Here is a 15334-nt window from a genome sequence, read left to right as displayed (position 1 = left end):
CACGTAGTCCGCTGCCTCTTTTAATGTAGGACATGTCCTATATTGCACCTACAGAGCCGTCAGTTCATGCGTCAACTCACTTATCTGAGCTAAGGTGCTCGCTTTATTTGCGCACGTATGGGACATGATTATGAACTCAGTTTTTATTGTCGACGATCACCCCGTCATTCGCCTTGCAGTTCGTATGTTGCTGGAACATGAAGGTTACAAAGTAGTCGGTGAGGCCGACAACGGTGTCGATGCGATGCAGATGGTTCGCGAATGCATGCCCGACCTGATCATTCTTGACATCAGCATCCCTAAACTCGATGGACTGGAAGTTCTCTCCCGCTTCAATGCAATGAGTACTCCGCTGAAAACACTGGTGTTGACGGCCCAGAGCCCAACACTGTTCGCCATCCGCTGCATGCAGTCCGGGGCCTCCGGTTATGTCTGCAAGCAGGAAGATCTCAGCGAACTGCTCAGTGCCATCAAAGCCGTGCTGTCCGGTTACAACTACTTCCCCAGCCAGGCCTTGAACCCGGTTCGCGGGGATGAAGGGCTCTGCGCTGAACTGGACTTGTTCAAGTCCGTCAACGATCGCGAACTGATGGTTCTGCAACTGTTCGCCCAGGGTCGTACCAACAAGGAAATCGCCAAAGGCATGTTCCTCAGCAACAAGACCGTCAGCACCTACAAAAAAAGACTCATGCAAAAACTCAAGGCCAAATCCTTGGTAGAACTTATCGAGATGGCAAAACGTAACGCGCTAGTGTGAGAGACAGGATGCCCAGGTGTTTAAAGGACTATTTGTTGTATTTGAGCGCAGGTTTATGTCTGAGCGCCTCTGTGTCCGGAGCAGACAGCGGAGTCGAAAATTACACGCTGCTCAGTCGCTCAACTGCCGGTTACATGGACGTTCAACTGGATAAATCACAACGGCTGTGGCTACAAAACAAGCGCGAGCTGATCCTGGGGACCTCCGCGCCTGACTACCCTCCTTTCGATTTGACGATCAGCGGTCACGACTATGAGGGTTTCACTGCTGATTACGCAGGGGTTCTTGCACAATCCCTGGGCCTGCCGATCAAGGTCCGTCGTTACCTCTCCCGAGAGGCCGCCATCGAAGCACTCGAAAACGGCGACGTCGATCTGCTCGGAACGGCCAATAGCTTTGAAGGGAGACGTTCCAACATCGTACTGTCTGCTCCCTACGCCATCGATCAACCGGTTCTGGTCACCCGGAACGCCGAAAACCGATCATTGACCGAAGGTCTTGCCGACATGCGATTGAGCATGGTCTATCACTATCTGCCGCTGGAAGAGGTAAAGGCGCAATACCCCAAGGCCATCATCACTTCTTACCCGTCCTACCAGAATGCGATCAATGCCGTCGCCTTCGACCAGGCAGACGTATTCCTTGGCGATACCATTTCCACCCACTTCATGATCAACAAGGGCTATTTGAAAAATATTCGGATGGCCAACTTCGGCAAACATGAGGCCTATGGCTTCAGCTTCGCGGTTAGCAAGGACAATCCAGACCTGTTGGCAATCATCAACGCGGTACTCAAAGAAGTGCCTGCAGGCGAGCGGGAAAACATTGCCAAACGCTGGAGCGCGGGCAGTGACATCCTTCTGACTGACCACAAACTGCAATTGACCAACCGCGAGGAACGCTGGCTTGCGCAGCACCCCGTTGTTCGCGTGGTCGTCAACGATGCCTTCGCCCCGCTGACGTTCTTTGACGCCGACGAGACTTTTCGGGGTATCACCGCCGACTTGCTCGAACTGATCAGGCTTCGAACCGGTTTACGCTTCGAGATTCACCGCAGCCAAAGTGACAGCGAGATGATCAGCCAGATCAAAGGGAACCAGGCCGACCTGATTGCCGCGATGCTCCCCAGCGCCGAACGCGAGGCGCAACTGAACTTTACTCGTCCCTACCTGGAAAATTCATTTGTACTACTGACCCGAAAGAGCACCTCCAGCCCAATCAGTCTTGAGCAATTGAATGGAAAGAGCCTTGCCATCACTCAAGGCAATCCGCTCCTCGACTATCTGCACCGCGCATACCCGACGATCCAGCTGATTGAAACGCCTGACAGCTTCAGCGCGGTGGAGTTACTCGCTAAAGGTCAGGTCGAGGGCTCCGTTAACTCATTGGTGATTGCCAACTATTTCATTTCATCGCAAGTGTTCGAGGACGCATTGCAAATCAGCGCGACAGTCGGGACACAGCAAGCCGCGTTTTCACTGGCGACCGCGCGCAATGCGACAGAACTGCACTCCATCCTCGATAAAGCCCTGCTCAGCATTGCGCCGGACGAGCTGGGAATAATCAACAGCCGCTGGCGCGGCTACACGGGCACCTCCAATAGCACCTGGCGCAACTACCATCGCCTGTTCTATCAACTGGTCATTGGCAGCAGTCTTTTGTTACTGATTTCGCTGACCTGGAATGCCCACATGCGCAGGCAAATCAAGCAACGCCAGAGAGCAGAACGTGCACTCAACGACCAGTTCGAATTCATGCGCACGCTAGTCAACGGTACGCCTCACCCCATCTACGTACGGGACCGTGAAGGACTGCTGCAAAGTTGTAACGACAGCTATCTGGAGGCCTTTTGTGCCAAACGCGAGGAGGTGATTGGCAAAAATCTCATGCAGGGCGCCATGAGCAATGAGTTCGAGGCCAGGGAATACCAGGCCGACTACCAGCGAGTGGTGGCAGAAGGTGTTCCGTTGATTCTCGACCGCCCCCTGCACATAGGTCGGAAAAGGCTGACGATCTATCACTGGATTCTTCCCTATCGAGACTCGACGGGTGAGGTCCAGGGGATCATTGGAGGCTGGATCGACATCAGCGAACGACGGCAGCTTTTTGATGAGCTCAGGTCCGCCAAAGAACAGGCGGATGAGGCGAGCCGCGCCAAGAGCACCTTCCTTGCCACCATGAGTCACGAAATCCGCACACCGATGAATGCCGTAATCGGCATGCTCGAACTGGCATTGAAGCGGGCTGATCAGGGCCACCTGGATCGCCCGGCCATTGAAGTGGCCTATAGCTCGGCCAAGGACATGCTGGAGTTGATTGGCGACATACTCGATATTGCCCGAATCGAGTCTGGCCATTTGAGCCTGGCGCCAGAGCGGGTGAACCTTGGCGAGACGGTTGAATCGGTCGTGCGGGTCTTCGACGGATTGGCCCGGCAAAAAAACCTCAGTCTGGTGCTGGAGTTCCCCACCAGCGCTGAACAGCCCGATGTATTGATAGACCCCCTGCGTTTCAAGCAAATACTGTCCAACCTGATTAGCAATGCCATCAAGTTTACCGAGCACGGCCAGGTCAGGATCAAGGTCAATCTGCAACCGGCCTCGGAGCCCGACCGTCTCCAGATGGAGTTATGGGTCAATGACACCGGAATCGGTATCAGCGAAGATGATCAGCGACACTTGTTCGAACCTTTCGCTCAGGCGGATAACACCGGGTATTTGGCCAGAAGCGGCGCTGGATTGGGGTTGGTGATCAGCCGCAACCTCTGCGAAATGATGGGCGGTTGCGTGCAACTGACCAGTTCGCCCGGAGTCGGCACTCAGCTCCGGATTTCATTACAAATGACTGCGCTGCCAGACGCAGTGGCGCCACCCCCCCCACAACCGGTGATTGCAAATGCCTCCGTCACCTTGAACGTGCTGGTGGTCGATGACCATCCGGCAAATCGATTGCTGATGTGCCAGCAACTCGGTTTTCTGGGCTTTGGAGCTCATTAGAAAATAAAATGAAGTCATTAGATTTTGGAACGAAACGTTCCCCAGCGGACTATGTTTAAATCCCACTGCTTTGTAATTTCAGCGCAGTTGACCACGCCTTTGCATCGATCTAACCAATCCTGACATTGGGCTGACCACACCAAACTTATCCAAGGACGACCAACCCGTTTCCATGGATTAGCAAAAATCATGGACTGAAGAAAGAGAAGAACTTCTTTGAGACGCGGGTTATTGAGTATCAGATGGGGGAGGCTTTGACCTAGGATATATTTAAGATCCCCCCTTATTTTTCAGCCAAGTCTGGACTTTTTTCACTAAAGCTGGACTGAACACACCAATTTAGTGCAAAAAATATGAAAAGCCACCTAAGCCCAAGGCCAAAGGTGGCTTTTTTGCATAAGCGGTTTAAACGCAACCGTTGAACGGGAGCGCATGTGCTGGATGGTTGCCTTCCGACATGCAGCCACCCCATTACAACGGGCACGTCTAATGACGGAACGAGGTTCGATCGATAAGCGAAAGCGAGCAGTGGATCGTGAAATGCCACAACACCACCGACGGCAGTGGCGACGCTATCGTTGATCTTCCGCCAGACCTCCTTGCAAAATTCGGTTTAAGCCTTGGGGATGAGCTAACCGGCGAGGTCATCGATGGCGCGATAGTCCTGACGCCCAAGTCCAATACGACCACCTCTGCCTGAAACCATTGCTGCCACACTAAATTGCCCTGGCGGCGAAGCTGCCCGCTCTACGAGAGCGGCTTGAACTATTCAGTATTACTCCGAAAGACTTTTAACATTCGCAGAAGTCCGTGCCCCTCCCCATCTGCAGTTCAATATTACACACTGCCGCGCTGTTTAACGCACCTCGACAAAAGGGTGCGTAGCAAATCGGCAGTAGATAGATACGTAGTTCAACCGTCAACACTGGCAACGAACGGTCAAGCCAACAAAATAATCGCTATAACATATATAGTAGAATTAGCGTTCAGATGGTTATCAGCAAGTTATAATTCCTGGAGCTATGAGTGATGCTCGTTTACGACCCTATAGAGAAAAAAGTAAGGACTTGGTCCCATGCTGAAATCGACGGCCCCTGTTTCGTTGTCACTATAACCTAACTACAGACCGGAGAGACCAACTGGGCGGCGTTACTAAGGTGTACCTATACCTTGTATCACTACCTACTTACGGTTAAGGGGGTTGAAATTAAAAATATCCATATGATGTGTCCTCCGTCAATCAGCGGAAAAAGCCACTGGGTCATGGAAGAACTTCTCAGCGTGACCAGCTACAATGGGCTAGAGACGCCCGAAAGCAGTATCGTTTATCGCACCAAGGGATCGGCCTACAAAATTGGCGATTTTGATCTAAGGAAGAAAAAAAATCAAGAATTCTCTACTCCTCACTGCGCCTCCAGGAACACAATCCCGAGCCATTGCCACACCCTAGAGATCAGGTGACTACAGAACTCTTCGGCCAGACTGGTTAAATGTTCGATCGGAAAGCCTTGTAATGTATACCTCTTCTCTACTCTGCCATTTCCGCACGTAAATATCTCTATAGCGTATAGAGATTTTTTCTCAAGCAAGGCCTTATAGTTCCTTTTGCGGACAAGCAAATGGAACTCAAAGAATCATTTGGCGAAACGGTCAGATCCATTCGGCGAAGCAAAGGCCTTGCTCAAGGAGAAATTGGAACGAATCAAGACTTTATTAGTGAGCTTGAGAGTGGACTAAAGGCGCCTACGTTACCAAAAATTGCTGAAATTGCTGAAATTGCTGAAAAACTGGGGATTCATCCAATCACACTTCTTACTGCTACATACGAAACTATGGGACCGGAGAACTCCGTGGAGTTATTGGCAAAAGCCACCTCAGAGCTTGAACATTTAAAACAGCAAAAAACTGAAACACTCAAATAATATAATAACTACCACCTAACAACCCTTGACTGCGCACTCAACTATAAAAATCTAAACAATTTTATTCCTCGGAAATTACTGATCTACTCATCTGAGCTAGCACTATTAGCAGTGCATCGCCCGCGCAACTCACCTACTCACATCTCCCGCCAGCCTACCAATCGGCTCCAGAGCAGCTCCAGTCTGCAAAGCGGTATCCAAAAATCGGTGGGCCTTTTGAGATCTGTTGCTCAGTAATTGCCGGGCTTCAGATATATAACGCGCCTTCAATAACCACTTCACGGTATTAACTTTACGTCTTCCTTTCATACCCGCCTCTTATATTGGTCATCCACCTAAGCGATAGGCAACGCCTAAACTGTGTCGCGTTATGATAATAACAGGACGACTATCGGCGCAGTGATATGGTGCGAGTGTGATCCGCTGAGTCCGCAGTCCCAAGTACTTTGGGGAGCCCCGTCCATTCACAAGCACCATCCCCAAAAGGGGACGGAAGCAGCCCTAAGGCGCTGGTGCTTGTGTTCTGGGCGATGAGTTACAAGTCCTCAGGGCCCAAATACCTGATAGCCAACTCCCTAACATCTTGGCCGGCTTCGACCGAAAGCAACCCTTTGTGCGCAATATTGATTCGGGACTGGAATCGCCCAAGCGGACTACCGTCGCTACTCAGTACCTGAACCTGTCCATTCCACTGATGTAGCTGCACAGCGGTTCCAGGAGGTGGTGGGACATCCTTCCAAGCCACTTCACCGCGATAGCTACGATTCGCCCAAACTTGACGTTCTTGTGGCTCGAAGCCCTCTGTAAACTCAATCCACAGCTGTCTCGTTTCGGGGGTTGGCCAATTTGGGAGGGAGCTGAATAGATCGAGTTCTGCGGAACGGAGCCATTGGCGAAGCCCTTGGCTGCTATCAAAGGTTGCATTTGTATCGGTAACTGCTTTGATAGCAGCCAACCGAGAGCTAAATCCCGCCTGGATAAGCAGGGACGCGGCGCGATTTAACGTACCTGTTTCGACGGCAGCGACTGCCAAGCTAAGTTCAAAATCATCCATTGCCAAACCGGATACGGTATCGCCATTGGCTTGAGCCCTGACTCGAATTGCTTCCATGGCCCATGGCAGACGATAAACGAGGCCGTTCTCAATGAAACGCATGGTTTCAGCAGCTTGTTCAGGAGTATCACTGGTCAGAGCTTCACCTTGAAGCCATTTACGAAGAAGGTCCCGCCAATTCGCAGGCAATACATCGGGTTTGAAAGGATAGAAAGTGAAGACGTGTTCGGCTATGGCGGTGAGCGCTAGAACCGCAGCAGCATCATCTTTTTCAAGTATTTGAGCGTTAGCTGTAACCAGTAGCGGATTTAGCGTATCCGCCCAAGCATCCAGAGTTTGGCCAGTAGTTAACCCAATGCCCGCCAAGAAGTAGCCCCGACGCTGCGTGACGGTTGTTTGCCCCCAAATTAGCTCTGCCCGTGATTTGAGGCCAGCTTGCAAAGCTCGCTGCTCATGCTCGTTGTGCCGAAGCAATCGACGCTGCCAAAGTGATGATTGCAAAATATCGTCAAGAGCTGACTCGATATTATGGTCCTCAACTTCATTCTCCCCGAGTAAGCTCAGGACTGCTGTGTCGAGCGTGGCAATATGCCGTTCCCATTCTTCCCGGGATGCCTCGATTTCCTCGGGTTTTTCTTCAATCACCACCGGAAAATTCCACGCCGCCGCGTTATTGGTGACGTATTCAACTAACTGGTTGAGGTCTCCGCCGGTACGCCTCCACATGCGGTTCAGCAGCGCAATCACGAGTTGGACCAGCCCACTCTCCATGTTACGCGCACCAAGATCGCTGATCAGTCCCTCCCAAGCGCGACGCCGCGTCGCTACCTTGTCAAATATGGGGAACAACACCATACCTTCAACATCGACGTACGCCCGGCCTGCCCGCCCGATCACGTTCTTAAACTCGGAAATCTCAATTCGCTGACCAGCTCGGTATAGCGAATGCATGACTACCGCCGTTGCGGACAGATTTAGCCCCTGAGCTAAGGTAGGTGACGAAATGGTTACTTTGAGGATTCCGTCGCGCAGCAGACGCTCAACTTCCTTCCGGTAGGCTGTGGGCAGCGCGCCATGGTGCAGTGCCACCCCTATTCGCAGGCATCTAAGAATGGCGCTGTCAGTCCCGAGCCACTCTTCGCCCAGCGCAATGGCAGTGTTAAGTAGTACCGGGTCGACCTCAAGCAGGGACCGAAGCGCTCCGCGTTCGTGGAGATCAACGACTACGTCAGCGTAGGGTTCCACGCTGCTTCGTTGTGGGCAGAAGATGAGCACGGTCTGACCATCATCAATCAGACGCCAAGCCGTGGCGAGACACAATTCACGCTGATCGCAAGGAAAAACCTTCGTCCTTCGGCGTTTTGGCCGAACCCAAACGGGGGGAATGAGCCCGAGCAGATAACGCTGCACCCACGGACGTTCATCTCCAACTCGCAGGTTGAGACGGGCAGCAGAATGCGCGGAGCTCCAGATGACCTCGCCGAAACGAAGACGGGTCGGCCGCCATTCGTTTTTGATCACTTCGCCTGGGTGATCCTTTCGCAGCCAATTGGCAAAGTCTTCAAGTTGGTCACCATCGGGAAGGATTGCCGATAGGCATACAATCCGTCTGTGTGCCGCGTCAGGACGGCGCAGCAATCGCTGGATCTGCACCTCGTAACGTACTTCGCGTTCATTCAGACCTATCATGTGGCCTTCATCGAATACCAGCAGCCCTACATCATCGAGGATGTCAGGGTCATTTCGCAGCGCGAAGTCGATTTTCTCTGGCGTAGCAACAATGATGTCGCGGCTGCGGATCGAATCCTCGTCAATGCCGCTGACCCCGATGCTTCCGTAGAGTGCCGAAATGGTTTTACCTAGAGGACCAAACGTCCTCTGCAGGGTAGCCTCGGTCTGTGCTGACAGCGCGCGCAGAGGGGTGATAAAGGCCACGCGCTTGCCGCCCGCCAAGCATCGAAGAATGCACAATTCGGCAATGCGCGTCTTACCGGCGCTGGTCGGGAGCGACACCACCAGGTCATCAGCTTGGTCAGCTGCACGCTTAGCTGCTTCGATTTGTGAGGGCCAGAGATCGAACTCGGCACGAGGTCGCCGGAATAACACGGCGATGAACAGCTCGCGTAACTGGGCCCAGTCTTGCGCTTCGCCACCGGCAGGCTGAGGCGGGACGTTTACGTGGAACGTGCTAGACCAAAGGTCGGTTACCAGATGGCTCGCGATACGATACGCCCACCACTGGGGCAGCATGTTCAGCTCAGCAGAAATTGCGAGTCCAGTCGCAAAGCGTTCCTGGGCTTGCTGGAGCAGTACCTGTTCTCCCCGCTCGATTGCCGATATGAACAAGGCCATAGCAGCCATGAAGGTATCGGTTAGCGCGGTGTCCAGCCCTGCGAAAAGGAAGTCATCGCTATCGCTGGGCAAATCGCCTGCCGCGGCAACTTTATCCAGGTTGGCCTGGATACCTGCGGCAATGACAGCATCGCTGCCGATCTCAGCTGCGCGATAGTCGAAGACCTGCACGCGCAGCGCATCGAAGTCTCTGCGCATCAGCAGAACGAGGGCGCGCTCTGTGAGGGTGAAGTTCTCTCCACTCACCACCATTTGCAGCAACGAATAGGAGCGCGCAGACAGGTGCGCTAAGTGATAACTCGCCGCGGCCATGACAAAGTGAAAGTCGCGATCAACCTCGCCCGGATTGCCTCTGGCAATAACCGCCTCCAGCGCGGTTGCAGCTTGCTCGAAAGCTACCCGCGCTTGAGTCGAGTCTCCTTGAAGTTCTCGGAGCCGCAGCCCCAGCCCAAGAAGGGAGTAGCCATAGGAGTGCAAGTCGTAACTCAGTTGTGGTGCAAAATCTGGGGCATCGGGCGGCAGTACCCCATCGCGCCAGATGATCGCTCTAGCCTGTCCGCGAGCAATGAGTCGACCGCGAAACCCGGTGGTTGCAGCTTCCGCGATGCTCGCGACGATGGCTTCAGTTGTTGTTGGCATTAGCGATCACCCGATCATAGACAGCACCCACAAAGAGTGCATGTTCTTGCACATGCAAGCCAACGGCTCGTTGCGTGATTTGACCTGGATAGTCTTGGAGGGCGTTGGTCAACAGTCCTCCAGGTGCATTACCCGAAAAAGTGAACAGCAGATGTTGAACCTCCTGTGGCTGGATGCCGTGCAGAAGTTGTGCATCATCAATGGCATCAGCCAATGCCTCATTGCCGGTTTCTAAGAGGCGTTCGGCAACGAAAGCGAGTGCATGAGCGGAAGGCAATCCACCGTCCTTGTCCAATCCTGCCCGGGCCTCCTCAAGCACCTGCCTGGAAAGCGTGACACGACTTTTGGCTTCGGTTTTAAGGAAGCGCAGGCGCTGTGTGGCCGGGTCTTGCAGTATTCCGATGACATCGTCGCCGCGCATCGCCATGTTACGGTGATCCTTCCAGCGAAGTCGTTTGATCACGGCACGAAAGCCACCGCTCAGCGAATCGATCCATTCCGTCGCGTAGATCTCACCCAAATCACCCGAGCGAATCTGCTTGCTCGTCGGTAGCTTGCCTTCGATTAATCCAGCTGCGGCGTGCTTTCCCAGGCGAGTAAGCGCCCGTGCAATACGTTCCTCTGAAGCGTAATGACCTGGGATGATCGACGCTGTCGCGTTGATCCCTGTCTGGCGGTTTGCCGTTTGTTCAGTCAGCACCTTGCAGGAGTGGTTCCCCACCGCACCATCCGTGCTATCACACCAATCGTTGAACTGCGCCATTCGCTGCTTCCCTGAACCCATTTAACCCATTGAATGGGGCATGACCCCCTTGACCATTCGCTCATCACTGCTCATCGAACTTTCTTCGATCATCTACTGGATAAGCTTTCGGCTAGGGCTACGGCTAGCGCCTGTGATACCCCAGATTCTCCGGGCAATACCAAGCATTAATCAAGTACAGCGCGGCAAGAGCTTCCGGGTGAGGTGCTAACCACGAATGGCGGCCAGAAGTCGGCCAGATCATCCTCCACGCAGAAAACCCATGAAGCCGAACAGGCAGTATGCTCGGTTCAGCGCGGCTTCGATGCTCAGCGGCAAGTGCAGTAGCTAAACGGTGAGGAGTGCGAGCGCAGAAGACCGAACAGCGCTGCCGAGACGCGGCGGTAGGTTTTGTCAGATTTGGTCCAACGCCGGCTCACAGTTGATTCACCCAAACTGGCAAAGGCTGTCAATTCAACGCTGACAGCTTGGGTGGCAAGGACCCGCCACACCCAAGCGCGAAAGCACATCCATCAACCGCGCCCCGATGGAGATCAGACCGTACTAAGGCGCCGGGGCGCTTACGAGCGTCCCCCTGCTCTCACCCTGAGAGCGACGCACGGTGAGCTGACCGCACGGTAACAGTAATCTTAGGAACATCTACGGCATGGCTTGCCGAAGGAGTCCGCACGAACGCCAGTCAACGGGTAGACGTCAATCTAGCAGCCCCCTAAAACCGTTACGCGTGTTGGATAATCCACTTGGTCAGCACTGTTTATACCGATATGAACCCACGCGAGCACTGGCAGTGTCTCCTTCTCTGAATGGAATCGAAATGTCAGACCGTCGATCCAAGTACGTCTCCGCAAAATACTTCAGCAGGCGAGAATCGCGCATTATTTGAATATCGCTGGGCAGATGATTAATAACTTCTTGGCTGGCAAGCACAATCAGCTTAGCGCGAGGGCGTGAAGACATCACATTAAAGCGATTGAGCGAGAGTAAGAATTCGTCTTCATCAGCAATTGCATCAGGGTCGCCCAATGCATAGCTTGCAATAATCACGTCACGCTGTTGTCCCTGGAAACGTTCGACGGTATTGACCGCCTCGCGAATCAGTTGAGGATCGTCGCCGAGCGGTTCAAAAATCGATTGCAACCGGGATACCACCAACGCTTTATGCGCACGGTGCGGCGTGACAACTCCGACCCCAGTTCCCCAGAAACTTTTGGCTGTGTGCAACTCGCTGCCGGATGCAGACGGATCGTTCTCGAGACTTTGCTTCAAATGGCGACGAAGCAACACCAACAAGGCGGCTACCGTTTGCGCCTCGAAGTCATTCCATTGACTGCTCCGGCCCTCCGGGTAAACAAAGGCGGTAATGGGCTGAGACGGATCCAGGAGCATCGATAGCTCTTCCGCGAATTCAAGACTTTCCGGCCAATCCGCCGGCCGACTCTTCGGAAGCGGTGCATCGGTAGCGATGCGCAGGTCGGAAAACATGGAGGTCAGGTTCGCCGGGTAGCCGGCAAACCGGCTAAACCCAACAATTGTTTCGTTAGACCGGTAGTTTTTCAGCAAACTAACGTAGGAAATTTTGCGGTGATCGGCCATAAAGTCATACACCGAACCCACTAGCGTCTCAAGGCCCACTGGCGCCTCCACTTGCTGAATGGGAGGCAATTGCTTGGGATCGCCGACGACGATCACTGACCCACCTTTCGCGAGAGGCGCTAAGGCCAGCACCGCGCTTGCCATATCCATCTGCGAGGCTTCATCGATCAAAACAACATCGAAAAGTGGTTCAGCAGCGTTACCATGAACGCCAGCAAACTTGGTAACCTGCTGTGGCGGTGCTGAGACAATGACGCTGGAGTTGCCACTCCCGAGCAGCGCATGGAGCTCCCGAATCTCTGGGGCCTGGGGGTCGTTCAACAGATTGATGCCCGAAGGCAGCCCCGGCGCATCCTCCTTCGCATCTGAACGCAGCCGCACCAGTCGTACTTGGCCGGTGACGTTCGGCCCCAGCTTAAGAATACGCTCGAAGGTCTTCAGCACTACGTTGTCAGTGGCATCATATGTGTTGCTCGTCACCAGGATGCGTATAGCTTTACCCGCCAGATGAGCATCCAGCAACAAGCCTAAAAGAATTGCGCGCAACGTTTCGGATTTTCCGGTACCGGGTGGCCCCCATATCAGAGCGAGCCGCTGCTCTACTGCCGCCTGCAGGGCAGCCCATTGACTATCGTTCAAGTTCACGCCTGTGGCTTCAAGGGCGCTGCGGATGCTAGCAACGTTCCGGCCCGTGCGTTCTTGGGCGAGCGACGCGGTCCCCCACAAAACCTCTTCTACCGGCACATGCTGACTGGCCTTTTTGGGCGCCGCTTTGCCAATGACCTGCGCCGTCGGGGCACCCGCGCTAACAGCAAGCGGGGGGTTGCCAATGGCTTTCAACGCCGTCTCTAGGCGAGCGGTGAGAAAGTCTTTCACCTGCTTATCAAGTACAACATCACAACTAAGATCCAGATCTGCCTCAATGGAGCGCAGAAAGCGATCGATTGGCGGGTCGAAATACACAGCGACCAGCAGGTTTTCTCGGTCGATAGCCAGCAACTTGGTTGCCGTGAGCGAAGTGGCGTAGCCGAATGGCTTGATCCATTTTGGGAAATCGTAAGGCAACTGAACTCCGCTCGTTACATCTTGAATCCTCCTCGTATGGAAGTCGGCCATAGAGGCAGGCGAGAGAGCACACAGGAAATCCCCCGGCTCGAATTTGGCTTCGCGCGAATTCAGCCCCAGCCGGTAGATCCGCACTCCAGGCCCTCTAGAGAGTTTCAACGAGACGGCCGCCTGATCTGCTGCCGTGCCTGTAATCTCAACGTCCAACCGCGCAGCCAGATAGCGTGCTTCACGCTCGTGGACCGGGGTCGCCATGGAAATCGTGTGTTCGAGAGCCACGACCTGAGCGTTCAGCCTGGCGTATGCATACCAGATTTGCCCATCAGCGCTCACCCCGTTCAGTGTGGATGGCGGCTTGATCTCGGAAATTTTCGGAGACCGGCTGCGTAACGCGCCCTTCAAGTCCATCCGCAGTCGACTGACGATCGATGCCGTCGCCCTGAGCTTGGTGGTGACCGTTGATCGAAGCTGGCTGACCTGCTGACTCCAGGGCCGCGGCTCACCCATTCTCGTCCAAATTTCATGAGCGCGCTCCGACGGCACCTGATCCGACAAAGGATCTTCGAAGATGGCTGGGACGCGAAACTCGAACTGAACCGTTCCCGGCTTACTCGGGAGTCTAAATTCACGCGCCAAAGCCAGCAACGAATAATAGTGAGGAATCGGCGCAGCCACCAACGCTTGAACTGCGTTTCGAACGATGGTGATCGGAGCATTGGCGGATCGAAGCTTGGCATTCTCGATCAACTCCTCCGCGGGGAAGAGCCAGGCAAGCTTTTTAAGATTGCTATCAGCCATGATGTGCTGCAAGTTGCGCCCGATAACTCTGATCAGGTGTTCATAGGTAACACTGTCCCACAGGTAGATTTGAACGGTCGCGTCAGGGTCTACCTTCTGAGCATTACTCAACGCCTTTTGCAAATAAGTCAAAAAATTCAGTAGTTCACGCCGCTCACTTTCTGGACTGCGGGTATCGTTGACAAACACTTGGGCATCCACCCGCTCCATTTGATCATTGATCTTGGAGAAACCACCGATACCGAAAGCCAGCGTAAGACCACTGCCGACATCAAAGTCCGCGGAGAGATACAGGCTGAGGTCCGACCAACTCGGGAGTACGGCAGAGGTTCCCGAACCAGGGGGATGCTACTGGTTCTATTGGCGAGCGACTGTGCTCGCCCGGCTACTACAGTTCTCGTCGCGCGCAGTTTCGGGTGACAATCAAACGCCTGATCATTCGGTGCCAAGTTAGCGAGAGCGTCTGCTTGGATCAAGTTGCGGTCACCCAATGCGCGCCGAGCCCCTCGGGGCAGAAAGGCGATTGAACTCAGGTGTCCATCGGCAGCTGCCCGCGGCATACAATGCTCCGCATGCGGCTCCACGCTCGGATTCCAGCTATAACCCAAATATTCACAGCCGCTACACGCGGTGCTGACATGATAATCCTGGTCACGCCAAGGCCCCTTCAACGCATCACGAAGCTCGACGTTGAAAAAATAACGCAGACGCGGGGCGAACACGTCGATTTCCAGTGTTTCAATATCGATGTCGAGCGCTCCACGCAGCTCTTCAACAGTTGCCTGGCACGCTGTCTTACGCTTTTCCGCCTGCAGCTTGACGATTGCTGCCGCTTCATGAGAGCCGGGCCAGATAGCAGCTTCAGCAACCACTGCATACTTATCAGCCAACTTCTGATCATGCAGCCATCCCGCCAATGCCAGCGAGTAGTAGGTGATTTCTGCAAAATAGGATGCACTGGGCTCGGCAGTCATTTTTACGTCGATAACGCGCAGACCAATACGCCCATCAGGCTCATGCACCGTACCATCTGCCTCGACAATGCGGCCAACGGCTATCGGGTCTATCACTTGGATTAAATCGGGAATTAGTTTGGCAAAGGCTAGATCGTACTGCGCACTCATCGCGTCGATGGTCATTGCTCGCTTGAACGTCTCTCCCACCTCGTAGGCAGGTCGCACGAGAAACACACCTGGCGCCGCACGTTCGATAACATCGACGAGCTTCTGATCTTGAAAGTCGTTGCCCGTCTTGGCGCCCAGCACAGCGTCGCTACCGAAGGTTTGCTCAAGGTCTTGAAGCTTTGCTTGCTCCCAGCGCCCGCCCTCCTCGGTAAGAGCATTCATTCCCGTGCGCCCTACTGCCTTCGGCGGCATTCCCAGCGCGCTACGCTCT

8 protein-coding genes and 1 pseudogene are annotated in these 15334 nt (G+C 54.0%); 5 read left to right on the top strand and 4 right to left on the bottom strand.

Annotated elements, in window-relative coordinates:
• The first annotated feature begins 130 nt into the window (after positions 1-130).
• From BLL42_RS22810 to BLL42_RS22790, 5 genes and pseudogenes are all read left to right on the top strand, one after another.
• Positions 131-757 carry a response regulator transcription factor gene (locus tag BLL42_RS22810; RefSeq protein ID WP_071554402.1) on the top strand — a complete coding sequence of 209 codons (627 nt, stop codon included), beginning with the start codon at positions 131-133 and terminating at the stop codon, positions 755-757.
• Between the two features lie 71 nt (positions 758-828).
• Positions 829-3753, top strand: coding sequence for a transporter substrate-binding domain-containing protein (locus tag BLL42_RS22805; protein WP_408004007.1), 2925 nt, complete (start codon positions 829-831; stop codon positions 3751-3753).
• Positions 3754-3893: 140 nt separating this feature from the next.
• Positions 3894-4016, top strand: a pseudogene (locus tag BLL42_RS30565) (ribonucleotide-diphosphate reductase subunit beta); the annotation flags it as partial.
• A gap of 272 nt (positions 4017-4288) precedes the next feature.
• Positions 4289-4453: an AbrB/MazE/SpoVT family DNA-binding domain-containing protein gene (locus BLL42_RS22800; protein WP_330220777.1), complete on the top strand. Its 165-nt coding sequence runs from the start codon at positions 4289-4291 to the stop codon at positions 4451-4453.
• A gap of 919 nt (positions 4454-5372) precedes the next feature.
• Positions 5373-5675, top strand: coding sequence for a helix-turn-helix domain-containing protein (locus BLL42_RS22790; RefSeq protein WP_071554398.1), 303 nt, complete (start codon positions 5373-5375; stop codon positions 5673-5675).
• 535 nt (positions 5676-6210) lie between these two features.
• Here BLL42_RS22790 and BLL42_RS22780 read toward each other — a convergent pair.
• The 4 genes from BLL42_RS22780 to BLL42_RS22765 form a co-directional block, all read right to left on the bottom strand.
• Entirely contained in the window at positions 6211-9720 is a 3510-nt protein-coding gene (locus BLL42_RS22780; protein ID WP_071554394.1) for a DEAD/DEAH box helicase, read from the bottom strand.
• Positions 9704-10483, bottom strand: coding sequence for a Hachiman antiphage defense system protein HamA (locus BLL42_RS22775; RefSeq protein ID WP_071554392.1), 780 nt, complete (start codon positions 10481-10483; stop codon positions 9704-9706). Before BLL42_RS22775 ends, BLL42_RS22780 begins: the two co-directional genes overlap by 17 nt.
• A gap of 744 nt (positions 10484-11227) precedes the next feature.
• Positions 11228-14128 carry a DEAD/DEAH box helicase gene (locus BLL42_RS22770; protein WP_161492353.1) on the bottom strand — a complete coding sequence of 967 codons (2901 nt, stop codon included), beginning with the start codon at positions 14126-14128 and terminating at the stop codon, positions 11228-11230.
• Complete coding sequence (locus tag BLL42_RS22765) at positions 14077-15285, bottom strand: hypothetical protein (RefSeq protein WP_129586974.1); 1209 nt, start codon at positions 15283-15285, stop codon at positions 14077-14079. The genes BLL42_RS22770 and BLL42_RS22765 overlap by 52 nt, the downstream gene beginning before the upstream one ends.
• Positions 15286-15334: the final 49 nt, after the last annotated feature.

The organism is Pseudomonas frederiksbergensis, assembly GCF_001874645.1.
Taxonomy (GTDB): domain Bacteria; phylum Pseudomonadota; class Gammaproteobacteria; order Pseudomonadales; family Pseudomonadaceae; genus Aquipseudomonas; species Aquipseudomonas frederiksbergensis_B.
The sequence above is the reverse complement of the archived record's forward strand: the minus strand, read 5'-3'. Positions and strand labels throughout refer to the sequence as shown.

Coding starts and splice junctions, on each gene's coding strand:
- BLL42_RS22810 (WP_071554402.1), top strand. CDS start 131: ATGAACTCAGTTTTTATTGTCGACGATCACCCCGTCATTCGCCTTGCA.
- BLL42_RS22790 (WP_071554398.1), top strand. CDS start 5,373: ATGGAACTCAAAGAATCATTTGGCGAAACGGTCAGATCCATTCGGCGA.
- BLL42_RS22780 (WP_071554394.1), bottom strand. CDS start 9,720: ATGCCAACAACAACTGAAGCCATCGTCGCGAGCATCGCGGAAGCTGCA.
- BLL42_RS22775 (WP_071554392.1), bottom strand. CDS start 10,483: ATGGCGCAGTTCAACGATTGGTGTGATAGCACGGATGGTGCGGTGGGG.
- BLL42_RS22765 (WP_129586974.1), bottom strand. CDS start 15,285: ATGAATGCTCTTACCGAGGAGGGCGGGCGCTGGGAGCAAGCAAAGCTT.